Origin of the sequence: Novosphingobium sp. PP1Y (genome assembly GCF_000253255.1) — a bacterium.
GTDB lineage: Bacteria > Pseudomonadota > Alphaproteobacteria > Sphingomonadales > Sphingomonadaceae > Novosphingobium.
In genome coordinates, this window is record NC_015580.1 from 2,959,554 (window position 1) to 2,980,785 (window position 21,232).

Sequence of the window (21,232 nt, forward strand, 5' to 3'; positions counted from 1 at the left end):
ATGACCAAGAAGGTCCTCATCGTCGCGACCAACGGTTTCGAACAGTCGGAACTTTTCAAGCCGCGCGAAGCCCTGGAATCGGCCGGCATCGAGACGACTGTCGCCAGTCCGGAATCCGGACAGATCAAAGGCTGGAACCACACCGACTGGGGCGAGAGCGTGGATGTCGACATCGATATCGAAGACGTGCTCGCCAGCCAGTTCGACGCAATCGTCCTGCCCGGCGGCCAGATGAACCCCGACAATCTGCGCATGAACCGCACGGTCGTCGATCTCGTGCGTACGTTCGTGGATGGCGGCAAGCCGGTAGCGGCGATCTGCCATGGCCCCTGGCTTCTGGCCGAAGCGGACTGCCTGGCCGGCCGCACCGTCACCAGCTGGCCCTCGATCCGCACCGACCTGTCGAATGCCGGGGCAACGGTTGTCGACAAGGAAGTGGTAGTCGACGGCAATCTCATCACCAGTCGCAAGCCGGACGATATTCCGGCCTTCGCGAATGCGGTGATCGAAGCGGTGAACGCCATGGCCGAAGCAGCCTGACGCCACCTGCCTCTTCACGGATCAGCCGATCTGCATGTCGTGCGAAACGCCGGGAATGCGCAACTCGATGCCGTCGAGCGCCTCGGTCAGTTCGATCTGGCATGACAGGCGGCTGGTCCGCGTCACGCCGGCGGCAAGGTCGAGCATGTCCTCTTCATCATTCGAGGCAGGTTTCAGTCTCTCGAACCACTCGGGTGCCACGATGACGTGGCAGGTGGAACAGGCCATCTGCCCTTCGCAGGTTCCTTCGAGCGGCATCCCCGCTGCCTGCGCCACCTCGAGAAGGCGTGCCCCCGCTTCGGCCTGGACCGTAAGCTTGTTTCCGTCGGCTGTTACAAATTGAACGCTCAGCAATTCAGACTCCCTGCGCCGCCGCTGCGGCATCTATTTGTGCGCAGGCATCCTCCAATTCCCTGACCTCAGTATATCTCCCGAATCCGAGACGGATAGAGGCTTTGGCATCCTTGTCGACAAGTCCTATCGCTTTCAGCACGTGACTGGTCCGCCCGGAGCCGCTGGCACAGGCCGATCCTGCCGAAAAAGCGACCTGGCGCAACTCGGACATTAGTCGGGTAACGTCGAGCCCGGCCAGGCGCAGGTTGAGGTTACCCAGCCAGCGCAGTTCGGTCGAACCGTTGAGCGTCCAGCGGCCCAGGATCGCACGCGCGCGTTCCCACAGGAGCGCTACGTGAGACGCGTCTTCCTCCATGCGGCCCATCGACAGGGCCGCCGCCGCCCCGAAACCGGCACACAGGGCCGGACTGAGCGTGCCGGATCGCAATCCCTGCTCCTGCCCGCCGCCATGGATCAAAGGGGCAAGTTCCAGCCCGTCGCGCACCCACAATGCGCCGATGCCCTTGGGGCCGTAGAGCTTGTGCGCGGAGATCGCGATGAGATCCGCGTTGGCAGGCGGAGCGATCTTGCCCGCACCTTGCACAGCATCGCACAGAAACAGCGCCCCGGCGGCATGGGCAGCCTCGGCAAGCTGCTCGACTGGCTGGATCGTGCCGATCTCGTTGTTGACCTGCATCACAGCAACAAGACCGGTTCCCTCACCGAGCGACACCGCGGGATCGATCACTCCCTCGCGGTCGACAGGAAGGATCGTCGTGGCCGGATCGAGTGCACCGGCCGTATCGAGCACCGCGGCATGCTCGATGGCCGACACGGCGAGATGCCGGCGTCCGATACCGGCAAGCGCGAGGTTGAGCGCCTCGGTCGCGCCCGAGGTGAAGACCACGCGCCCACCGGCCGGGAGAAGCGCAGCCACCTGCTCGCGCGCCACTTCCACAGCCGCAGCCGCGGCGCGGCCCGGACGGTGCGGGCTGTGCGGATTGGCGAATCCGATGCTCCCCGGCCCGCCAAGCCAGGGCATCATCGCCTCGCGGGCCTCGGGAGCGAGCGGCGTCGTCGCTTGATAGTCGAGATAGATCATGCTGCAGCCCGCTTACCGGCGATTTCACGCCATGCCGCCAGGAACCGGTCGATGTCCGCTTCACACGTTTCGCGTCCGATGCTCACGCGGATGACTTCCGAGGCTGCCTTGTCGTCCAGCCCCATGGCGGATAGCACATGGCTGGTACGCAGCGAGCCAGATGAACAGGCGCTCCCGGCCGAGACCGCTATTCCCATCGCGTCAAAACGGATGAGCTGCGCGGCCGATGATTTGCCGGGCATGCGATATCCCCCGATCGTCGGGCTGCGCGTCGCATCGGCCGCGATCGCCTCTCCTCCCGCGTCGACAATCCCCGCTTCCAGCCTGTTACGGAGTCGAAGCGCTTCGCCTACCCAGTCGCTACCGGCTTCCAAAGCCGCGACCATCGCCAGCACGCCCGGCAGGTTCTCCGTCCCGGCGCGATAGCCGCGCTCCTGCCCCCCGACCGGCTCGAGCATCGCCCAGTCGCGCACCAGCAGCGCCCCAATCCCGATCGGCCCGCCGAACTTGTGCGCCGCGAGCGCAATCAGATCAGCTCCGGGAAGCGGCAACTTTCCGGCCCCCTGCGCGCAGTCGGCAAGAAGGACGCCCCCGCTCTCACGAACCCTCGAAGCGACCTCGTCGAGCGGCTGGATGACCCCGGTTTCACTGTTCACCTGCTGGATAGCGACGAGACCATCGCCGCCCAGCGAATCCAGATCGACTCGGCCCGATGCGTCAACCGGCAGACGGCGCGCGGCGCCGGCATGACGCAGCACCGCTTCGTGCTCGACGGGAGAGACTGCGCAAAGCGGCTTCTTGCTGCGCACGATTGCCAGGGCGATGGCCTCACTGGCGCCCGATGTGAAGACGACTTCCCCCGTCCACCCCAGCATCTCTGCGATTTTCGCGCGGGCGTCCTCAAGCGCGGAACGCGCAGCGCGGCCCTGCCTGTGCGGGCTGGAAGGGTTGGCCCAGATCCCCGCTCCTTCCAGCCAGGCATCGCGCGCGGCAGGCAGGAGCGGCGTGGTTGCCGCATGGTCAAGATAGAGAGGTTTTGTAGGCATCGCTTGCAAAGTTGTTTTCAGAGCAAAGGTTTCTATATAGCGAACCTCATCTTTTCCACTCCCGCAGGTGGCAGGCGATCAGGATCGCCGCCCGTTGACGGGAGTTTCAACAGGTCAGGTCCCGAACGCATATGCCCGCAGTCATCTTCCCCGGTCCCGAAGGTCGCCTCGAAGGCCGGTTCCAGCCCGCGCCGCGCCCGCGTGCGCCGGTCGCGATGATCCTTCACCCGCACCCGCAGGCGGGCGGCACGATGAACGACCGCATCACGCAGCACCTGTACAAGACTTTCGTGGCTCGCGGATTCGCGACCCTGCGCTTCAACTTCCGCGGCGTGGGACGCAGCCAGGGCAGCTTCGACAACGGCATCGGCGAACTTTCCGACGCGGCCGCCGCGCTCGACTGGGTACAGTCGATCCACCCCGAAGCCTCGACCACCTGGATCGCGGGCACCAGCTTCGGCGCGCTGATCGGTATGCAGCTGCTGATGCGCCGTCCCGAGATTCGCGGCTTCATCTCGGTCGCCCCGCCGGCGAACATGTACGACTTCAGCTTCCTCGCGCCTTGCCCGGCCTCGGGCATCATCATCCAGGGCACCGCAGACACCGTGGTCACCCCGAATGCGGTGCAGAAGCTGGTCGACAAGCTGCGCACCCAGAAGCACATCACCATCCACCACGACGAGATTCCGCGCGCCAATCACTTCTTCGAGAACGAGATGGGCGACCTGATGCGTGCCGTCGACAACTACCTCGACATGCGCCTCGCGCCGGACTGCCCGATCAAGTAAGCGGTCATCGCGGTAAAATTGCAAAGGCGTCGGATCACTCCGGCGCCTTTTGCTTGTCCGCCTGCGTGACGAGCGACTGGCCTTCCGAATTGGGCAAGGTCCAGATGACGACATTGGCCGCCATGACAGCGGCAAGGACCAGCATCAGCACCGCCTGCTTGCGATAGCCGCCGCGGCGAAACAGGGCGACGGCGCCCAGGACGAGGGCGATGGCGGTCAACACGAGAAGGGAAATCGCGATATCCATGCCACGCCCTCTAGCGCAGAGGGCATAGCGGCGCGAGCGCGTTTGACTTGTCAGATGGCCCCGGCCAACTTCCCGGTCATGACAAACACCCCCCCTGTTTTCAGCCACCCCCACGATTCCAACCCGATGTCGCGCCGCTCGGCGCTGCACTTGCTCGCCGCAGGGACGGCCACGCTGGCCCTTCCCGGCTGTGCCCGCTCGATAGCCTCGACGCCGCCTCCCCCTGCCGCTGCAAGATCCGCAAGCCAGCCCGGAACTGCGCAGGCCCCGGCACTGCTCGACAGGATCGCCTGGCGCCTCCTCGAACATGCGCCGGAAGCCGCAACCAGCCTGGGCGTCGATGAAGGCGAACATGCTGCACTGCGCTATCGCCTTGAAGACCGCTCCCCGGCGGGCAAGGCCAGACTCGCCCAGACCCTTCGCGAAGACCTAGCCCGCGTCAAAGAAGTCGACACCGCCGATCTGGATCCCTCCACCCAGACCAGCCTTGCCGTCGTCAGAAGCGCCTACGGAACCGCACTCGACGGCCTCGCGCTGCCCTATGGTGACGTCGCCGTCGGCGGTTGGCGCAATACGCCATATGTCGTGATCCAGAACGTGGGCGCCTATCTCGACACGCCGCGCTTCCTCGATGCCGACCACACGATCAGGACCCAGACCGATGCGGAAGCCTACGTTGCGCGGCTGGGCCAGATGGACGAGCAACTCGACGGCGAACTCGACCGGATGAAGAGCGCGGCGGCGCAAGGACTGGTCCCGCCCGATTTCCTGCTCGATCGCGCCATCGCGCAGATGACCGGCACGATCGCCGACGCGCGCGACAACGGCGGCGGCCTGGTGCATTCGCTGGTCAACCGCACCACCTCGATCCCGGGCAACTGGGAAGCGCGCGCAAGGGAAATCGTCGCGAAGCAAACCCTTCCCGCACTCGAACGCCAGCTGGCCGAACTCAAGCGACAGCGCACCATGGCCAAGGGCGATCCGGGCATGCGCGAGCGACCGGGCGGCGAAGCGTTCTATGCATGGGCACTGCGCGCCAGCACCACCACGCACGTACCGCCCGCCGAAGTGCATGAACGCGGGCTTGAGGAACTGGCTGCGTTGCATGCGCGCATGGACCCGATCCTCAAGTCCCTCGGATACGGCGATGGTTCGGTCGGCGCGCGCATGGCGGCGCTGGGCAAGGACAAGCGCTTCATGTTCCCCGACGGCGAGCCCGGCCGCGCCGAGATCCTTGCCTTCATCCGCAAGCGGATCGACTGGATCCGTGCACAGATGCCGCGCGCCTTTCGCGAGGTCGTTCCGGGCAATGTCGAAGTCCGCCGCCTGCCGCTCGCCGAGGAACCGGGCGCGCCGACCGCATACGGCGGCGCGGGTTCGATCGACGGGTCGGTCCCCGGCAAGATGTGGATCAACTTGCGCACCACCGATCTTCACCGCAAATACGACCTGCCCACGCTCGTCCACCACGAAGCGATCCCGGGCCATGTCTGGCAGGGCGAATACGCCAACCGCCTGCCGTTGATCCGCTCGATCCTCGCGTTCAATGCCTATTCGGAAGGCTGGGCGCTCTATGGCGAGCAACTGGCCGACGAACTGGGCGCCTATGACGACGATCCGGTCGGCCGCCTCGGCTACCTGCAGTCCATCGCCTTTCGCGCGTGCCGCATGGTCGTGGATACGGGGTTGCACACCAAGGGCTGGACGCGAGAGCAGGCCGTGCAATTCTTCATGGAGAAGAACGGCAACAAGCGCGAGGAAGTAGTCAACGAAGTCGACCGCTACTGCTCATGGCCGGGTCAGGCATGCGGGTACAAGATGGGCCACAGCGAGATCAACCGGCAGCGCGAACGCGCCCTTGCCGCGCTTGGCGATGCCTATGATCTGCGCGATTTCGACCAGGCCGTCGTCGATGGCGGCAATGTCCCGCTCGACGTGCTCGCGGACAATATCGACCATTACATGGCGAAGGCGAAACCGGCCTGAGTCCGACTTCGAGGCGCGCGCTTTGTCCCTCGGGGGGAGCTGCGCGCCTGCGGATGGGAGCGGGATCCCGGCCAGCGCAGGGACGACGAGAATGTTGGCACGGTCGGGCAGTCAATCGCCGCCCCAAGCCAAACCGTCATCCCCGCTCGGGGTCCCGCTTTTGCCTCTACTTCTTGCCGAAAAAGCCCTTGGCCATGTCGGTCAGGTCGTCGATGGCGCTGCCGTCACCGTCCCTGTCGAAGATGGCGGAAAACTTCGACGGGTCCTTGGCCACTTCACCCGCAAACTGGCTGAGCGAGCCCTCGCCGCCAATCGCGGTGATGATCGTCATGATCGTTTCGAGATCGAGGCCGGTCTTGTCGGCGGCCAGCCGCGCCGTGTCACCCGGTTCCTGATGCGCCATGCCAAGGGCGGCGATCGCCTTCTCGGCCATTGCCGGGTCGATGCCCAACTGGCCTGCGAGGTTGGCAACGTCGGTGTGCTCGCTCACCTGGCCGAGAATACCGTCGAAAAGTCCCATGCGCTGATCTCCAGATTATTGAGCCGGGCAGGATGCCCCATCTCGGTGACGGTACAAGGACTTCTCGACAAAATGCCTTGCCCGCAAAGAGAAAGGCCCCGGAACCGAAGTTCCGGGGCCTCTGTCACGTCAGTCCGTCAAGCGCCGGTCAGGCAGCGACGGGCGCCGCCTTGCGTACGCCTTCATCGACGTGGGCTTCGAACTGTTCGAAGTTGTCGATGAACTGCTTGACCAGGGTCTGCGCGGTCTTGTCGTACTCGGCCGCATCGGCCCAGGCACCGCGCGGATCGAGCAGCTTGCTGTCGACGCCGGGCACAGCGACCGGAACCTCGAAGCCGAAGTTGGGATCTTCCTTGAACTCGGCATTGTTGAGGCTGCCGTCGAGTGCGGCGTTGAGCAGGGCGCGGGTCGCCTTGATAGGCATGCGCTTGATGCCTTCCATGGTGGCCTTGCCGCCCGACCAGCCGGTGTTCACCAGCCAGCACTTCACCCCGCCCTTGGCGATGCGCTCCTTGAGGAGGTTGCCGTAGACGGTAGGATGGCGCGGCATGAACGGCGCGCCGAAGCAGGTCGAGAAGGTCGCTTCCGGTTCGGTCACGCCGATTTCGGTACCGGCAACGCGCGCGGTATAGCCCGAGAGGAAGTGATACATGGCCTGGTCAGGCGTGAGACGCGCAATCGGCGGCAGCACGCCATAGGCGTCGGCGGTCAGGAAGATGATGTTCTTCGGAACCGGGCCGAGGTTGTGCTCGGAACAGTTCGGGATGAAGTCGATCGGGTAGGAACCGCGGCTGTTCTCGGCCAGCGAGTTGTCGTCGAGGTCGATCTGGCGGGTTTCCGGATCGATGACGACGTTTTCAAGCACGGTGCCGAAACGCTTGGTCGTTGCGAAGATTTCCGGCTCGGCTTCGGCCGAGAGGCGGATCATCTTGGCATAGCAACCGCCTTCGAAGTTGAAGACAGCCGTATCGGACCAGCCATGTTCGTCGTCACCGATCAGGGTACGCGATGCATCGGCCGAAAGCGTGGTCTTGCCGGTGCCCGACAGGCCGAAGAACACGGCGGTGTCGCCATCGGGACCGATGTTGGCCGAACAGTGCATCGGCATGACGCCCTTGGTCGGCAGCAGGTAGTTGAGAATGCCGAAGACCGACTTCTTCATCTCGCCCGCATAGGCAGTGCCGCCGATCAGGATCAGCTTCTCGGTGAAGTTGACCGCAATCACGGTTTCACTGCGGCTGCCGTGACGCTCTGGGTCGGCGCGGAAGCTGGGCAGGTCGATGATCGTGTATTCCGGCTCGAAACCGTTCAGCTCTTCTGCGGTGGGACGGACCAGCAGGGTGCGGATGAACAGGTTGTGCCAGGCGAACTCGTTGATGACGCGGACATTGACGCGATTCTCGGGCTGTGAGCCGCCGAACAGGTCGGCCACATAGAGCTTGTCCTTCCCGGCAACGGCCTTGAGGAAATCTTCCTTGAGGGCGGCGAAATGCGCAGGCGTCATCGGGACGTTGGTCTTGCCCCACCAGACGGTGTTCTCCGTCTCGGCGTCCTTGACGATGAACTTGTCCTTGGCGGAACGGCCGGTGTGCTTGCCGGTTGCGACGACGAAAGGACCGTCTGCAGAAAGCATCCCCTCCCCGTTACCAACTGCATGCTCAACCAGCGGCGCCGTGCCCAGGTTTGCGAAGATCTCGGCCTCCGTCTCGATGCCTTGGCGGGCGAGCGGGTAGCTAAGGGAAGCGGTCAATGTTTTCTCCTCCTAATTGACGCGTCTGCCAGCAGCGATTTGGTCGACGCATCGACAATTCCTGAAAGGAATCGACCGGCGCATAATCGACGCCCCCTTGTCCGTCAAATCTGCGTCAATTGGAACCGCCATGCGGCGGATTACCTCGATATGCGAGCATTTCCGCTGGGCGATTGTCATGCACGCCCCGACCCGCTAACCAGCCCTTTGAAATTCGCAGCAAGGGCAAGATCAGCGCATCCATGGTCGATGCTTCGCCACCCAACGGCGCCGAGAGCGACAGCCAGACGCAGCCGCAGGTCGAGCAGCAGAAGTCAATCGCGCTCGTCGACGACGATCGTAACATCCTGACAACGCTCTCTATCAGCCTGCAGGCCGAAGGATTTGCAACGCGGGTCTATACCGACGGGGAGACGGCGCTGAAGGCCTTGCTGGACAATCCCCCCGATCTCGCCATCTTCGACATCAAGATGCCGCGCATGGACGGTCTGCACCTGCTCCAGGCCCTGCGCGAACAATCGAGCCTACCCGTAATATTCCTTACCTCGAAAGACGAGGAACCCGACGAGGCCCTCGGCCTCGCCCTCGGCGCGGACGATTACATCACCAAGCCGTTCAGCCAGCGCCTGCTGGTTGCCCGGATTCGCGCAATTCTGCGCCGCAGCGAACTGGTGCGCGCAACGCCCGAGGAAGCAGTGCCGGAGAACCTGCCCGAGCCCGTCGTACGCGGCCGCCTGCGCCTCGACCCGGCGCGCCACCTCGTCGACTGGGACGACAAGCCGGTCTCGCTCACCGTCACCGAATTCCTGATCCTGGAAGCCATGGCCCTGCGCCCCGGCGTGGTGAAAAGCCGCAACCAGCTCATGGATGCGGCCTACAGCGACGACGTCTACGTCGACGACCGCACGATCGACAGCCACATCAAGCGCTTGCGCCGCAAGTTCCGCGCAGTCGATCCCGAATTCGCCGCCATCGATACACTCTACGGCGCCGGCTATTCGTTCTCCGATGGCTGAACCGGCAGCCAAGCGCCGCAAACCCTCTCTGGCCGCGCGCCTCGGGCTGTCCTGGCGCGTTTCGCTGACGGCGCGCATCCTAGCGGTGAACATCATCGCCCTCGCCCTGCTGGCGGGCAGCCTGTTCTACATCGACAGCTATCGCCGCGAACTGCTGGCAGAGCGCTACAGGCTCGCCAAGGCGGAAGCCGAGATCACCGCCAATGCACTTGCCGGAGAGACTCCCGAAAAGCAGCGCAAGCTGATCCGGCGGATCGGTACCAGCCAGTCGCTGCGCCTGCGTCTCTATGGCGCCGACGGTGTGCTGCAGATCGACAGCTTCGAACTTGCCCCGCCCTCCTATCGCCTGATCGATCCGGCCAGCGAACCGTGGTTGCAGGATGCCGCCCGCGCGCTCGACCGCGGCATGGACTTCATGCTCGGGGCCCCGCCGATCCCGGACTATCGCGACCCGGCAGACGGCAGCGCCGGGTCATGGCCCGAAATCGCCGCGGCACTGGCAGATGGGCGGACCGAGATCGGCCACAAGGCCGCCCCGGACCAGACCCCCGTCATCATCGCCGCAACGCCCGTGGGCAGGACCGGCATGGCCCTGTTGATCACTCGCAACGCCCGCGACATCACCGAGAACGTGCGCATGGCGCGCCAGACCCTGGCGATCATCGTCGGCGCCGCACTGGCCGTCTCGATCCTGCTCTCCCTGTTCCTGGCCCGCACCATCGTCGAGCCCCTGCGCAAGCTCGTTCGCGCCGCGGTGCGCGTGCGCCTGGGCCGCGACCGCAGCGTCGTGGTCCCGCGCCTGCCCGACCGCCGTGACGAGATCGGCCTGCTCGCGCGCGCCATTTCCGACATGAGCGTGGCCTTGCGCCAGCGCATCGACGCGGTCGAGAGCTTCGCCGCCGACGTCGCGCATGAGCTGAAGAACCCGCTGACATCGCTGCGCAGCGCGCTGGAAAGCATCGACCGCGTCGAGAAGCCCGACTTGCGCAACCAGTTGCTGGGCATCGCCAAGGACGACGTGCGCCGGATCGATTTCCTTGTGACAGAGATCGCCGATGCCAGTCGCATCGACGCCGAACTGAGCCGCACTGTCTTCGAACCCGTCGACATGGGCCAGATGGTCCGCGGCCTGGTTGCCGAGCGCGACCAGCGCGGCGTCAACGGCACCTGCACTATCGTCATCGGCCGCGAAGGGGCTGCCCCGCTCACCGTCGCCGGCGATCCGCCGCGCCTCGAGCGCGTGCTGCAGAACCTGCTCGACAATGCCGTGTCCTTCTCTCCCGAACACGGCACCATCGAAGTCACCCTTTGCGCGAAGGAGAACCGCGTGAAGATCAGCGTGTGCGATCATGGCCCCGGCATTCCCGCGGACGCGCGCGAACGCATCTTCGAACGGTTCCATTCACTGCGCCCTTCCGGCGAAGAGTTCGGCAAGCACAGCGGCCTGGGCCTCGCGATCGCGCGGACAATCGTGGAGGCGCATTTCGGCCGTATCGCGGCCAATGACCGGCCCGACGGCGGCCGTGGCGCCTGCATCGAGATTTCCCTCCCGGCATGGCAGGCCCGATGATGGCGACCGGCGAAGAGATTACCCGGCAAGCGACCTGTATCGAGATCGACGGACGCGGCGTTCTGATCGAGGGACCGCCGGGCAGCGGCAAGACCAGCCTCGCGCTGGAACTGATCGACCGCGGCGCCCGGCTGGTAGGCGATGACGGGGTACTCCTTCGGGCCGAAGGCTCACGCCTGATCGCCAGCCCGCATCCCCGCACCCGGGGCCTCATCGAAGTGCGCAACCTCGGCATCCTGAAGGTTCCCTGCACAGAGGGGGTAGCCCTTGCGCTCGCCTTGACCCTGGACGCCAAGGCTCCGCGTTTTGTTGAAGAAGCCGGTGCGCTGGAAATCGCCGGGATCGCACTGCCGCACTTGCGGATCTGGCCAGAAGGAGGTCCCCTGGCGATCAAGGCCGAACTCGCGCTCAGGCACTTCGGCCTGCATTTCTGACAGCGCGCATTCAACAGGATCGCTGCGCGCCCCCTTTCATTTCGCGATCATCGGGCGCAAACAGCCGCAGATGACAGTCGAGTCCGGTACAGAAGCTCCCGAAGTCGCAAAACAGCGCGTTCTCCTTGTCACCGGCATGCTGGGTGCCGGCAAGACGACGGCGCTGCGCGTACTGGAAGACCTGGGCTGGGAGATCATCGACAATTTTCCGATCCGCCTGCTCAAGGGCCTGATCGAGACTTCCCCCGGCGATGGACCGGGCGCACCGCTCGCCATCGGTTTCGACAGCCGCACCCGCGGCTTCGATCCGCAGCGGATCATTCGCCAGGTCCAGGCGCTGGGCAAGAGCGGCACTATCGAGCTGACCACGCTGTTCCTCGATTGCTCGGGCCGGGAACTGGAACGACGCTACAACGAAACGCGGCGGCGCCATCCGCTGGCTTCGGACGCCCCGGTTTCAACCGGCATCCGCGCCGAGCGAGAACTGCTCACCCCGCTGCGCCGCTGGGCCGATATCCTGCTCGACACGACCGATTTCACCTCGAACGACCTGCAGCGCACGATTCGCGAACAGTTCGCCTCGAGCGCGCCGAACGAACTGACGGTGACTGTCTCCAGCTTCGGATTTTCACGCGGAATGCCCCCCGTCGCCGACCTCGTCTTCGACATGCGCTTCCTCAACAATCCGCACTGGGATGCCGACCTGCGCCCGATGACCGGTCAGGATCAGCCGGTCGGCGAATACATCCGCAAGGACCCCGCCTTCGAGGAAGCATTTACCCGGATCCGCGATCTGGTGCTCTTGCTGCTGCCCCGCTACGCGGCGCAGGGGAAGGCGTACGCCCACATAGCCTTTGGGTGTACCGGAGGGAGACACCGTTCGGTGTTCGTTGCCGAACAGTTGGCTGCGGCCTTGCGTCAGAATGGATTTTCGCCCACATTGCTGCACCGCAACTTGGGCTCGCGAGCAGCCGATCTTCTGGAAGGAGGTCTGCGGCGTGAAGGATAACTGGAAAACCCAAGGGCGAATGCAGGTATTTCGGAGCGCTCTTCCCGCATGATCGGTATGATTCTGGTCACTCACGGCAATCTCGCCGAGGAGTTTGTTCACGCCATGGAACACGTCGTCGGCGATCAGCCGGCGGTGGAGACCATCTGTATCGGCCCCAATGACGACATGGAAAAGCGCCGGGGAGAGATCGCCGACGCCATCAAGGCCGTCGACAGCGGCGAAGGCGTCATCATCCTGACCGACCTGTTCGGCGGCACGCCGTCGAACCTCGCCATTTCGCTGATGCAGGCCGGCAAGGTCGAAGTGATCGCCGGCATCAACCTGCCCATGCTCATCCGCCTGGCCAAGGCGCGCGCCTGCATGCCGGTGCGCGATGCCGTGGCCGCTGCGCGCGATGCCGGACGCAATTACATAACGATAGCTTCGGAATACCTGGGACAGGATGCATGATCGATTGCCGTGAGTCGGTGCTCATCGTCAACAAGCGTGGGCTCCACGCACGCGCCAGCGCCAAGTTTGTGAACCACGTCGCCGACCTGCCCGGTTCGGTCACCGTCACCGTGATCAAGGACGGCTCGGAAGCTTCGGGCGGATCGATCCTCGGCCTGATGATGCTCGGGGCCGCCAAGGGTGACACCATCGAAATTGCCTGTTCCGGTGAAGGTGCCGAAGGCGCGCTCTCGACGCTCGCCTCGCTCGTCAGGGACGGCTTCGGCGAGGATTGAAACCAGTGGCCACGCGCCGCACGATTTCCGGATTTTCCAACCCGCTGGTCAAGTTCCTGCGCTCCCTGCGCGAGAAGAAGCACCGCAAGCGGGAGAAACGCTTCCTTGCCGAAGGACTGCGCCTGCTGACCGATGCGCGCGAATGCGGGATAGTGCCCGAAATGCTGGTCATGGCGACCGGTCGCGATCCGCACCCGCTGCTCGACGCTCTTGAAGACGCCGTGGCCGCAGCGGGCGGCGAGATCGTCGAGATGGACGTCGACATCCTTGCCAAGGTGACCGGCAAGGACAATCCGCAGGCCGTCGCTGGGGTCTTCGCCGAATTCGACACGCGCATCGCCAATGTCGACAGGCGCGCCGCACCGATCTGGCTGGTGGCGCAGGCGCTGCGCGATCCGGGCAATCTCGGCACGATGCTGCGCACCGGCGATGCCGTCGGCGCAGGCGGGCTGATCCTGATCGACGACTGCGCCGACCCGTTCTCGGTCGAGGCCGTGCGCGCCAGCATGGGGGCGATCTTCACCCAGAAGCTCGCCATCGCGCGCTGGGACGAATTCGTCGCGTGGCTGCGTCAGGATGAAGGACAGCTCGTCGCCGCATCGCTGCGCGATCCGGCCGATTATCGCGAGGCCCCTTACGCCGCCCCGTGCTTCCTCATGGTCGGCAACGAGTCGCAAGGATTGCCCCGGGAATACGAGGAAGCCTGCGACCTGCGGGTCACGATTCCGATGCGCGGACGGGCCGACAGCCTCAATGCCGCAGTTGCCGGTGCAGTCCTTGCCTACGAGGCGCTGGCGCATCTGGACAGGTCCTGAGAACAGGTTCATCAAGGCATCATCAAAGGCCGTTAAGGTGCTGCGACGATGCTTCTTCGTTCCGCACTCATTCTGGCCTTGTCTCTCGGCGCCGCGTCCTGCGGCACTGGTCCCAAGGCCGACGTCCAGCTCAAGGGGAGCGCCTGGCGCTTTGCCCTGATCGACGGGAAACGGCCTTCAACCGACGCGGCCAGCATCATTTTCCTGGGCAGCAAGATCCGCGTCCAGATCGGCTGCAATCTGATGGAAGGCAAGTGGAGCATGCAGGACGACCGACTGGTCGCCGCAGCGCTCAGCCAGTCCGAAATACCCTGCAGCAAACCGGTCTGGGGGCAGGAAAAGGCCGTGACCGCCCTCCTCGTCGCCACCCCGCGCCTTGCCGTGGACGAGAACCGGATGATCATCCAGTCGAGCGGCCATACAGCCGAACTGGTCCGCGACCTGCAGGCTGCGAAATAGCGTCTATTCGGCGGCGGCCGGGAGCGACGGCGTCTCCGGATCCTCCTTAAGCGAATCGACGCCGTAGCGCGGCATGGATTCCACCTGCGGTACGTCCTCGATTTCCCGCTTGCCGATCTCGATGTGCTTATCGCGCAGGCGCTTGCCCGAGGACAGCACGTTGCGCTCGAAGCTGCCGACGAACTTGTTGTAGTTGTTGACCGCGCTTTCCAGCCCCGCACCCACACGCTTCATGTGTTCGGCGGCAACGGCAAGGCGATCGTAGAGCTCGCCGCCCATGCGCCCGATCTCTCGCGCCTCGCGGGCCAGACCGTCCTGACGCCAGACCTGCGCGACGGTGCGGGCGATGGCGACGAGGTTGGTCGGCGTTGCCAGCAGCACGCGGTTGCGGAAGGCGAAGTCCCACAGCTCCGGATCGTATTCGAGCGCGGCGGCCACGAAATGTTCGCCCGGCACGAACATCACGACATAGTCGGGCGCGTCCTCGAACTGGCTCTGGTAGCTTTTCGCGCCGAGCGTCTGGACGTGATTGCGCATCGAAGCGACGTGCTGGCGCAGCGCCCCTTCGCGCGCGATGTCGTCCTGCGCCTCGAACGCCTCCTGATAGGCATTGAGCGAAACCTTCGCGTCGATCACCAGCTTCTTGTGGCCGGGAATGTTGACGATGGCATCGGGCCGCAGGCGCCCGTCCTCGGTTTCGATGGAGTGCTCGGTGATGAAATCGGTGTGTTCGGACAGGCCGCACTGTTCCAGCACATTGCGCAGCTGTTGCTCGCCCCAGCGCCCGCGCGCCTTGGGGGCATTGCGCAATGAATTGCCGAGCCTTGCGGCTTCCTCGCGCACTTTCTCCTGCCCTTCGCGCATCGACTGGATCAGGCCGGTGAGCTGGCCGAACGAATCGACTCGCTTGGCCTCGAGCACCTGGACCTGTTCCTCGTAGCTCCTGAGGCGCGCGCCAACCGGTTCGAGCAGCGAGCGGATACGTTCGGCATTGGCCTTCTCGCTTTCCTCGAAGCGAGCGCCGGCGCGGCGCAGGAAGGCCTCCTGCGCACCTTCGAGGACCTTGGCCCCGGCATTCTCGAATTCCTTGCGCAAGGCTTCCTGCGCCTGGAGCAAAAGGCGCTTCTGCTCGTCGAAATTGGCAGTCTTTTCGCGCAGGGTCGCCAGTTCGGAGGCCAGTTCGCGCTGTTCCCGTCGCAGGCCGTCGACAAGCGCGGCATTGTCCGAGCGGACCTTGTCGAGCGTCGCCGTCGCTTCACTGCGCACACGCTCGAGCGCGGCTCCTGCCTCGGCACGCAACTGCTCGATGCGCTGGGCATTTTCACTGCGCGTCCGCTCAAGCGCTTCGCCCAGCGCATCGGCGCGGCTGGCGCGCTCTTCGGCACTCGCCAGATCGCGAATCGCGGCACGGAACTTCTCGTCCAGCTCGCGCGCCTCACGGTCACGCGTCTCGAACTGGCCGCGCCACTGCGCGCCCGTCCGCGAACCGAAGAACCAGCCCAGCCCCAGCCCGATGACGAGGGCGACGATAGCGAAAATGATCCCTTCCATTCCGTCAGGTTATCCGGAACGTTTCAGGAACGCCAGACCCTGCATCGAACTATCGACAGGAATGATGGGAAGGTGCGGGAGCGGCCCTGTGCCCGGACCGCTCCGCAGCAATCAGGCCGCCTTGCGCAGCTTGTCGAGCTTCTTGAGGACCATCTGGCGCTTCAGGCGCGAGAGGTGATCGATGAACAGGATGCCTTCCAGGTGGTCCATCTCGTGCTGGAGGCACGTGGCCATGAGGTCGTCCATGTCTTCTTCATGGACATTGCCCTCTAGGTCCTGCCAGCGCGCGCGTATGCGGGCCGGACGCTCCACTTCGGCGTAGATCTCGGGAACCGAGAGACAGCCTTCCTGATAGACCGAGTGCTCCTCGGAAGGTTCGAGGATTTCGGGATTGATGAAGATCCGCGGCTCGCGCTTGGTCGGCTGATGCGTGTGGGCATGGCCGCCGTGGGCGGTGCAGACTTCCGGCTCGGCATCGGGATCTTCGGGCTGGAGATCGATGACCAGCACGCGCAGCGGCACGCCGACCTGAATGGCGGCAAGGCCGATGCCGGGGGCATCGTACATCGTCTCGAACATGTCATCGACAAGCGTCTTGAGCTCGTCGTCGAACTTTTCGACGGGCGCGGAGACCTGCTTCAGGCGCGGGTCGGGAACTTCAAGGATTTCGCGAATAGCCATGTATCGCAAATAAGGGCGAAGCGCGATTTTCGCAATATTGACGATGCGCGCAGAATTGCGTTCTTCGCGATTTCTCAGCCGACCGGCCTGCGCGCCCGGATCGCCTGGGCGAGCGTACCCTCGTCGAGATAGTCCAGTTCACCGCCCACCGGGAGCCCGTGGGCCAGCTGGGTAATGCGCACCGGATAGGCCTCCAGCCGCTCGGCGATGTAGTGCGCGGTCGTCTGGCCTTCCAGCGTGGCATTCATCGCCAGCACCACTTCGTCGACCTGCCCTTGCGCGACTCGCGCCAGCAGGCGGTCAATCGTCAGGTCTTCCGGGCGGACCCCGTCGAGCGCGGAGAGCCGCCCGCCCAGCACGTGATACTTGCCGGTGAACAGGCGCGCACGGTCGAGCGCCCACAAGTCGGCAACTTCCTCGACAACGCAGATCGAACGGGCATCGCGGCGCGGATCGGCGCAGATCCCGCAAGGGTTGGCGGTATCGATATTGCCGCAGGTATCGCATTCGACGAGCGTATCGCGCACGGCAGAAAGCGCCTCTAGCAACTGCACCAGCGACGTCTCGCGCCGCTTGATCAGCCAGAGTACCGCGCGCCGCGCCGAACGCGGCCCCAGCCCGGGCAGCCGCGACAAGGCGGCAGTAAGCGTCTCGATCTCTTGCGATGCCATGACCAATTCCCTAACCGCTCGGGCAGAGCTTGTCGAAGCATGACCATGTCTTATGCGCAATCGCGCCCTTCGACTCTTCGACAGGTTCCGGCCTCAGGCGAGCGGAGAATCGAATTGCGCATCATCTTCATGGGAACGCCCCAGTTCGCAGTGCCGGCGCTCGTCGCGCTGGTGGAGGCGGGGCATGAAGTCGTGGCCGTCTATACCCAGCCGCCGCGCCCTGGCGGCCGTCGCGGCAAGGAACTGACCCCCTCCCCGGTCCACAAGGAAGCCGAAGTGCGCGGCATCGAAGTGCGCCATCCGGTTTCGCTGAAAGGCGCGGAAGAGCAAGCCGCGTTCGCGGCGCTGCAGGCCGACGTCGCCATCGTCGCAGCTTACGGTTTGCTCCTGCCGCAGGCGATCCTCGATGCCCCGCGCAAGGGCTGCCTCAACATCCACGCCTCGATCCTGCCGCGCTGGCGCGGCGCCGCGCCGATCCAGCGGGCCATCCTTGCCGGCGATCCGACGACGGGCGTGACGATCATGCAGATGGAAGCCGGGCTGGATACCGGGCCGATGCTGGCGACCCTGCGCACCACCATCGACGCCAAGACCGCCGGCGAACTGACCGACGAACTGGCCGACAAGGGCGCGCAGCTCATGGTCGGCACCTTGCGCGAGCTGGACAATCACCGCCCGGTCACCCAGCCCGAAGACGGCGTGACTTACGCCAGGAAGATCGACAAGGCCGAGGCCCGCCTCGATTTCACCGCCGATGCAGATCAGGTGGAACGGCAGGTGCGCGCCTTCCAGCCAGCCCCCGGCGCCTTTTTCGAGCTGAAGGGCGAGCGCTACAAGGTTCTCTCCGCTCAAGTTGTCGAAGGATCGGGCAATCCCGGCGCCGTGCTCGACGATACCTTGACGATCGCCTGCGCTTCGGGCGCGATCCGGGTCATGCGCATCCAGCGCGCCGGCAAGCCCGCGATGGATACCGCCGACCTGCTGCGCGGCCGCCCGGTCCCGGCCGGAACCGTGATCGCCTGACCCGATGACGCGCTACGCCCTCACCCTCGAATTCGACGGCAGCCCGTTCATGGGCCTGCAGCGACAGGCTCACGGCCCCTCGGTGCAGCAGAGCGTCGAGGACGCCGTCCATTCGATCACCGGCGAAACCGCGATCATGCACGCGGCCGGACGCACCGATGCGGGCGTCCACGCCCTGGCGATGCGGGCCCATGTCGAGATCGAAAAGCCGTTCACACCGTTTCGGCTGATGGAAGCGATCAACGCAAAGCTGCGCCCCGACCCCATCGCCGTGATCGCCTGCGAGGAAGTGCCCGACGACTGGCACGCCCGCTTTTCGTGCATCGGGCGCGCCTATATCTATCGCATCGTCAACCGCCGCGCGCCGCTCACGCTCGAGCGCGGCAAAGCCTGGCAAGTTGCCAAGCCCCTCGACGCACAGGCGATGCATCGCGCCGCACAGTTCCTTGTCGGGCGTCATGACTTCACCACCTTCCGCTCGGCCCATTGCCAGGCGCAAAGCCCGCTCAAGACACTCGACCGCCTCGACGTACGGCGCGAAGGCGAGCATGTGCTGATCGAGGCCGAGGCGCGCAGCTTCCTGCACCATCAGGTGCGCTCGATGGTCGGCTGCCTTGCCATGGTCGGAATGGGCCGCTGGCGCGAGGAGCAGGTGCGCGAAGCACTGGAAGCGCGCGACCGCCAGGCGCTCGGATTGAATGCCCCCCCCGACGGCCTTTATTTCGTAAGGGCCGTATATTCTGGAGAATGACATGAGCCATACCGGCACGGAACTCACAACGCGGCTCGACGCCAACGGCACCTTGACCGTGCAATTGCGCGAACGGACCTGGGAAGCGCCAAAGGGTCGCCAGGTTCTGGTCCGCATGGAAGCATCGCCGATCAACCCTTCGGACCTCGCCCTCCTTTTCGCAGCGGCCGACCTTGAAAACGCGACCTACTCTCCCGGCAAGCTCGTCGCGCAGATGCCCGAGGCCTACACCAGGGTTGCAAGCGCGCGCCATGGCCTTGACCTGCCAGCAGGGAGCGAAGGCGCAGGCACTGTCGTCGCTGCCGGTGACGAGCCGGCAGCGCAGGCACTGATGGGCAAACGCGTCGCCTGCGTTCCGGGCACGGCCTATGCCACCTATGCCTATTGCGATGCCGCGATGGCGATTGTCCTTGACGATGCCACGAGCGCCGAGCAGGCGGCCTCCAGCTTCGTCAATCCGATGACCGCGCTGGGCTTCGTGGAGACGATGAAGGCCGAAGGCTTCACCGCCCTGATCCACGCCGCCGCCGCGTCGAACCTTGGCCAGATGCTGGTACGCATCTGCCAGGAGGACGGGATCGACCTCATCAACATCGTGCGCAGCGATGAACAGGTGAAGCTGCTGCAGGACCTTGGCGCCAAGTACATAGTCAACTCGTCAGAGCCCGATTTCATGTCCAGGCTCGTTGCCGCGGTTTCCGAAACCGGTGCACGCCTCGGCTTCGATCCCATCGGCGGCGGCACCATGGCCAGCGCCATGCTCAATGCGATGGAAGTGGACGCGGCCAGGAATATCGAATTCAACCGCTACGGTTCGTCCGAGTTCAAGAAAGTCTACATCTATGGAAAGCTGGATACCGGGCCGACCACGATTGCCGGCAACATCGGCTTCGCCTGGGAGCTTGCCGGATGGCTGCTGCCCAATTTCCTCGCCAAAGTCGGACCGCAGGTAGCCGGGCGCATGCGCGCTCGCGTCATGCAGGGCCTGGACACCACTTTCGCCAGCCGCTTCAGCGACCGCATCGGTCTTGGCGACATGCTCACGCGCGAAGCGGTGTGCCGTTACGCGGCGCGGCGAACCGGACAGAAATTCCTGATCCTGCCCAACGGGTGATCGGGCAGGCCGGGCGTGGGCAGGGTCAGACCTTGCCCACGACGCTTTCGGGAAGGTCGGTGCCGAAGACGCGCTGGTAGTACTCGGCCACCATCACGCGTTCGGTCTCGTCGCACTTGTTGAGGAACGTGAGACGGAACGCGAAGCCGACGTCCTTGAAGATCTCGGCGTTCTGGGCCCAGGTGATCACTGAACGCGGGCTCATCACGGTCGAGATATCGCCGTTCATGAAGCCCTGGCGCGAGAAGTCGGCAACCTTCACCATGTCGGTGATGGTCTTCACGTCCATGCTCGGGACCTTCTTGTGGACGATGTCCACCTCGATGTCCTCAGGCAGGTAGTTGAGGCCCACGACCATGTTCCAGCGGTCCATCTGGCCCTGGTTGATCTGCTGGGTGCCGTGATAAAGGCCCGAGGTATCGCCAAGGCCCACGGTGTTTGCCGTGGCGAAGAGGCGGAAATTGCGGTCCGGGCGGATCACGCGGTTCTGGTCGAGAAGCGTCAGCTTGCCCTCGGTCTCGAGGATGCGCTGGATCACGAACATGACGTCCGGGCGGCCTGCGTCATACTCGTCGAAGACCAGCGCGACCGGGTGCTGCAGAGCCCAGGGCAACAGGCCCTCGCGGAACTCGGTGACCTGCAACCCGTCGCGCAAAACGATGGCATCGCGGCCGATCAGGTCGATGCGGCTGATGTGCGCGTCGAGGTTGATGCGGATGCACGGCCAGTTGAGGCGCGCGGCGACCTGCTCGATATGGGTCGACTTGCCGGTACCGTGATAGCCCTGCACCATGACGCGGCGGTTGTAGGCAAAGCCTGCAAGGATCGCCAGCGTGGTATCCGGATCGAAGACGTAAGTCTCGTCGAGATCGGGCACGCGCTCATCCGCCTTGGAGAAGGCAGGCACCTTCATGTCGATGTCGATACCGAACGTCTCGCGGACGTCGATCTCGATATCGGGAGCGGCAAGCAGCGTGGAATCGCGGCGGTCGGTCTTGATGTTCGCGGAGTCAGTCATTGCGTGACCTCGCCTAAAGGACCGGGCGCTGCACCGCAATAAGCTTTACGGGGTTGAAGCGGTGGACCTGTGACTTGCGG

At 64.8% G+C, this 21,232-nt stretch carries 24 protein-coding genes; 14 read left to right on the forward strand and 10 right to left on the reverse strand.

What is annotated here, in order from left to right:
• The gene (locus PP1Y_RS19995) at window positions 1-540 is read left to right on the forward strand and encodes a type 1 glutamine amidotransferase domain-containing protein (protein ID WP_013833838.1); all 540 of its coding nucleotides are present in this window, start codon (window positions 1-3) and stop codon (window positions 538-540) included.
• 21 nt (window positions 541-561) lie between these two features.
• Here PP1Y_RS19995 and PP1Y_RS20000 read toward each other — a convergent pair whose 3' ends face one another.
• The 3 genes from PP1Y_RS20000 to PP1Y_RS20010 are packed head-to-tail and all read right to left on the reverse strand — an operon-like array spanning window position 562 to window position 3,021.
• A complete protein-coding gene (locus PP1Y_RS20000) occupies window positions 562-894 on the reverse strand; it encodes a 2Fe-2S iron-sulfur cluster-binding protein (protein ID WP_041559453.1) in 333 nt (110 codons plus the stop codon).
• A gap of 1 nt (window position 895) precedes the next feature.
• Window positions 896-1,975 (reverse strand): cysteine desulfurase family protein, encoded by a 1,080-nt coding sequence (locus PP1Y_RS20005; protein ID WP_013833840.1) that lies wholly within the window; start codon window positions 1,973-1,975, stop codon window positions 896-898.
• Window positions 1,972-3,021 (reverse strand): cysteine desulfurase family protein, encoded by a 1,050-nt coding sequence (locus tag PP1Y_RS20010; protein ID WP_013833841.1) that lies wholly within the window; start codon window positions 3,019-3,021, stop codon window positions 1,972-1,974. Before PP1Y_RS20010 ends, PP1Y_RS20005 begins: the two co-directional genes overlap by 4 nt.
• 131 nt (window positions 3,022-3,152) lie before the next feature.
• Here PP1Y_RS20010 and PP1Y_RS20015 point away from each other — a divergent pair, with 131 nt between their 5' ends.
• A complete protein-coding gene (locus PP1Y_RS20015) occupies window positions 3,153-3,809 on the forward strand; it encodes an alpha/beta hydrolase (RefSeq protein ID WP_007015008.1) in 657 nt (218 codons plus the stop codon).
• 34 nt (window positions 3,810-3,843) lie between these two features.
• On the opposite strand, the gene PP1Y_RS20020 is transcribed toward PP1Y_RS20015, so the two are convergent.
• Window positions 3,844-4,056, reverse strand: a complete 213-nt coding sequence (locus PP1Y_RS20020; RefSeq protein ID WP_013833842.1) for a hypothetical protein — start codon at window positions 4,054-4,056, stop codon at window positions 3,844-3,846.
• Window positions 4,057-4,182: 126 nt separating this feature from the next.
• Between PP1Y_RS20020 and PP1Y_RS20025 the strand changes: the two genes are divergently transcribed.
• Window positions 4,183-6,042, forward strand: a complete 1,860-nt coding sequence (locus PP1Y_RS20025) for a DUF885 family protein (protein ID WP_013833843.1) — start codon at window positions 4,183-4,185, stop codon at window positions 6,040-6,042.
• Window positions 6,043-6,208: 166 nt separating this feature from the next.
• Here the strand turns inward: PP1Y_RS20025 and PP1Y_RS20030 are convergent, their stop codons facing one another.
• Window positions 6,209-6,562 carry a hypothetical protein gene (locus tag PP1Y_RS20030; protein WP_013833844.1) on the reverse strand — a complete coding sequence of 118 codons (354 nt, stop codon included), beginning with the start codon at window positions 6,560-6,562 and terminating at the stop codon, window positions 6,209-6,211.
• Window positions 6,563-6,710: 148 nt separating this feature from the next.
• Window positions 6,711-8,312, reverse strand: coding sequence for a phosphoenolpyruvate carboxykinase (locus PP1Y_RS20035; RefSeq protein ID WP_007015004.1), 1,602 nt, complete (start codon window positions 8,310-8,312; stop codon window positions 6,711-6,713).
• A gap of 242 nt (window positions 8,313-8,554) precedes the next feature.
• On the opposite strand from PP1Y_RS20035, the gene PP1Y_RS20040 reads away from it, so the two are divergent.
• From PP1Y_RS20040 to PP1Y_RS20075, 8 genes are all read left to right on the forward strand, one after another.
• Window positions 8,555-9,328 carry a response regulator transcription factor gene (locus tag PP1Y_RS20040; protein WP_013833845.1) on the forward strand — a complete coding sequence of 258 codons (774 nt, stop codon included), beginning with the start codon at window positions 8,555-8,557 and terminating at the stop codon, window positions 9,326-9,328.
• Window positions 9,321-10,898, forward strand: a complete 1,578-nt coding sequence (locus PP1Y_RS20045) for a stimulus-sensing domain-containing protein (RefSeq protein ID WP_013833846.1) — start codon at window positions 9,321-9,323, stop codon at window positions 10,896-10,898. The genes PP1Y_RS20040 and PP1Y_RS20045 overlap by 8 nt, the downstream gene beginning before the upstream one ends.
• The gene (locus tag PP1Y_RS20050; protein WP_148275023.1) at window positions 10,883-11,332 is read left to right on the forward strand and encodes an HPr kinase/phosphorylase; all 450 of its coding nucleotides are present in this window, start codon (window positions 10,883-10,885) and stop codon (window positions 11,330-11,332) included. Before PP1Y_RS20045 ends, PP1Y_RS20050 begins: the two co-directional genes overlap by 16 nt.
• Window positions 11,333-11,402: 70 nt before the next feature.
• A complete protein-coding gene (rapZ, locus tag PP1Y_RS20055) occupies window positions 11,403-12,341 on the forward strand; it encodes an RNase adapter RapZ (protein ID WP_013833848.1) in 939 nt (312 codons plus the stop codon).
• A 48-nt stretch (window positions 12,342-12,389) separates the two neighbouring features.
• Window positions 12,390-12,794, forward strand: a complete 405-nt coding sequence (locus tag PP1Y_RS20060; protein ID WP_007014998.1) for a PTS sugar transporter subunit IIA — start codon at window positions 12,390-12,392, stop codon at window positions 12,792-12,794.
• Window positions 12,791-13,069, forward strand: a complete 279-nt coding sequence (locus tag PP1Y_RS20065) for an HPr family phosphocarrier protein (RefSeq protein ID WP_007014997.1) — start codon at window positions 12,791-12,793, stop codon at window positions 13,067-13,069. The genes PP1Y_RS20060 and PP1Y_RS20065 overlap by 4 nt, the downstream gene beginning before the upstream one ends.
• Before the next feature lie 5 nt (window positions 13,070-13,074).
• Window positions 13,075-13,884, forward strand: coding sequence for an RNA methyltransferase (locus PP1Y_RS20070; protein ID WP_013833849.1), 810 nt, complete (start codon window positions 13,075-13,077; stop codon window positions 13,882-13,884).
• Between the two features lie 48 nt (window positions 13,885-13,932).
• Window positions 13,933-14,343: an META domain-containing protein gene (locus PP1Y_RS20075; protein ID WP_013833850.1), complete on the forward strand. Its 411-nt coding sequence runs from the start codon at window positions 13,933-13,935 to the stop codon at window positions 14,341-14,343.
• A gap of 3 nt (window positions 14,344-14,346) precedes the next feature.
• On the opposite strand, the gene rmuC is transcribed toward PP1Y_RS20075, so the two are convergent.
• The 3 genes from rmuC to recR form a co-directional block, all read right to left on the reverse strand.
• Window positions 14,347-15,894 carry a DNA recombination protein RmuC gene (rmuC, locus tag PP1Y_RS20080; RefSeq protein WP_013833851.1) on the reverse strand — a complete coding sequence of 516 codons (1,548 nt, stop codon included), beginning with the start codon at window positions 15,892-15,894 and terminating at the stop codon, window positions 14,347-14,349.
• Window positions 15,895-16,005: 111 nt separating this feature from the next.
• Complete coding sequence (gene def / locus PP1Y_RS20085; RefSeq protein WP_007014993.1) at window positions 16,006-16,575, reverse strand: peptide deformylase; 570 nt, start codon at window positions 16,573-16,575, stop codon at window positions 16,006-16,008.
• 74 nt (window positions 16,576-16,649) lie between these two features.
• Complete coding sequence (gene recR / locus PP1Y_RS20090; RefSeq protein WP_013833852.1) at window positions 16,650-17,246, reverse strand: recombination mediator RecR; 597 nt, start codon at window positions 17,244-17,246, stop codon at window positions 16,650-16,652.
• A gap of 114 nt (window positions 17,247-17,360) precedes the next feature.
• Here recR and fmt point away from each other — a divergent pair, with 114 nt between their 5' ends.
• The 3 genes from fmt to PP1Y_RS20105 are packed head-to-tail and all read left to right on the forward strand — an operon-like array spanning window position 17,361 to window position 20,134.
• On the forward strand, window positions 17,361-18,269 hold the full coding sequence (gene fmt, locus PP1Y_RS20095) for a methionyl-tRNA formyltransferase (protein ID WP_041559454.1): 909 nt from the start codon (window positions 17,361-17,363) through the stop codon (window positions 18,267-18,269).
• Window positions 18,270-18,273: 4 nt separating this feature from the next.
• Entirely contained in the window at window positions 18,274-19,020 is a 747-nt protein-coding gene (gene truA / locus PP1Y_RS20100) for a tRNA pseudouridine(38-40) synthase TruA (RefSeq protein ID WP_013833854.1), read from the forward strand.
• A gap of 1 nt (window position 19,021) precedes the next feature.
• Window positions 19,022-20,134, forward strand: coding sequence for a zinc-binding dehydrogenase (locus tag PP1Y_RS20105; RefSeq protein WP_013833855.1), 1,113 nt, complete (start codon window positions 19,022-19,024; stop codon window positions 20,132-20,134).
• 25 nt (window positions 20,135-20,159) lie between these two features.
• Here PP1Y_RS20105 and cobS read toward each other — a convergent pair whose 3' ends face one another.
• Window positions 20,160-21,152: a cobaltochelatase subunit CobS gene (cobS, locus tag PP1Y_RS20110; protein WP_007014988.1), complete on the reverse strand. Its 993-nt coding sequence runs from the start codon at window positions 21,150-21,152 to the stop codon at window positions 20,160-20,162.
• Window positions 21,153-21,232: the final 80 nt, after the last annotated feature.

Bases quoted from the DNA above. Each gene is read 5' to 3' on its own strand.
- PP1Y_RS20045 (WP_013833846.1), top strand. From the start codon at position 9,321: ATGGCTGAACCGGCAGCCAAGCGCCGCAAACCCTCTCTGGCCGCGCGC.
- PP1Y_RS20010 (WP_013833841.1), bottom strand. From the start codon at position 3,021: ATGCCTACAAAACCTCTCTATCTTGACCATGCGGCAACCACGCCGCTC.
- PP1Y_RS19995 (WP_013833838.1), top strand. From the start codon at position 1: ATGACCAAGAAGGTCCTCATCGTCGCGACCAACGGTTTCGAACAGTCG.
- PP1Y_RS20005 (WP_013833840.1), bottom strand. From the start codon at position 1,975: ATGATCTATCTCGACTATCAAGCGACGACGCCGCTCGCTCCCGAGGCC.
- PP1Y_RS20030 (WP_013833844.1), bottom strand. From the start codon at position 6,562: ATGGGACTTTTCGACGGTATTCTCGGCCAGGTGAGCGAGCACACCGAC.
- PP1Y_RS20020 (WP_013833842.1), bottom strand. From the start codon at position 4,056: ATGGATATCGCGATTTCCCTTCTCGTGTTGACCGCCATCGCCCTCGTC.
- PP1Y_RS20050 (WP_148275023.1), top strand. From the start codon at position 10,883: ATGGCAGGCCCGATGATGGCGACCGGCGAAGAGATTACCCGGCAAGCG.
- PP1Y_RS20060 (WP_007014998.1), top strand. From the start codon at position 12,390: ATGATCGGTATGATTCTGGTCACTCACGGCAATCTCGCCGAGGAGTTT.
- rmuC (WP_013833851.1), bottom strand. From the start codon at position 15,894: ATGGAAGGGATCATTTTCGCTATCGTCGCCCTCGTCATCGGGCTGGGG.
- def (WP_007014993.1), bottom strand. From the start codon at position 16,575: ATGGCTATTCGCGAAATCCTTGAAGTTCCCGACCCGCGCCTGAAGCAG.
- PP1Y_RS20065 (WP_007014997.1), top strand. From the start codon at position 12,791: ATGATCGATTGCCGTGAGTCGGTGCTCATCGTCAACAAGCGTGGGCTC.
- rapZ (WP_013833848.1), top strand. From the start codon at position 11,403: ATGACAGTCGAGTCCGGTACAGAAGCTCCCGAAGTCGCAAAACAGCGC.
- recR (WP_013833852.1), bottom strand. From the start codon at position 17,246: ATGGCATCGCAAGAGATCGAGACGCTTACTGCCGCCTTGTCGCGGCTG.
- cobS (WP_007014988.1), bottom strand. From the start codon at position 21,152: ATGACTGACTCCGCGAACATCAAGACCGACCGCCGCGATTCCACGCTG.
- PP1Y_RS20105 (WP_013833855.1), top strand. From the start codon at position 19,022: ATGAGCCATACCGGCACGGAACTCACAACGCGGCTCGACGCCAACGGC.
- PP1Y_RS20075 (WP_013833850.1), top strand. From the start codon at position 13,933: ATGCTTCTTCGTTCCGCACTCATTCTGGCCTTGTCTCTCGGCGCCGCG.
- truA (WP_013833854.1), top strand. From the start codon at position 18,274: ATGACGCGCTACGCCCTCACCCTCGAATTCGACGGCAGCCCGTTCATG.
- PP1Y_RS20040 (WP_013833845.1), top strand. From the start codon at position 8,555: ATGGTCGATGCTTCGCCACCCAACGGCGCCGAGAGCGACAGCCAGACG.
- PP1Y_RS20025 (WP_013833843.1), top strand. From the start codon at position 4,183: ATGTCGCGCCGCTCGGCGCTGCACTTGCTCGCCGCAGGGACGGCCACG.
- PP1Y_RS20015 (WP_007015008.1), top strand. From the start codon at position 3,153: ATGCCCGCAGTCATCTTCCCCGGTCCCGAAGGTCGCCTCGAAGGCCGG.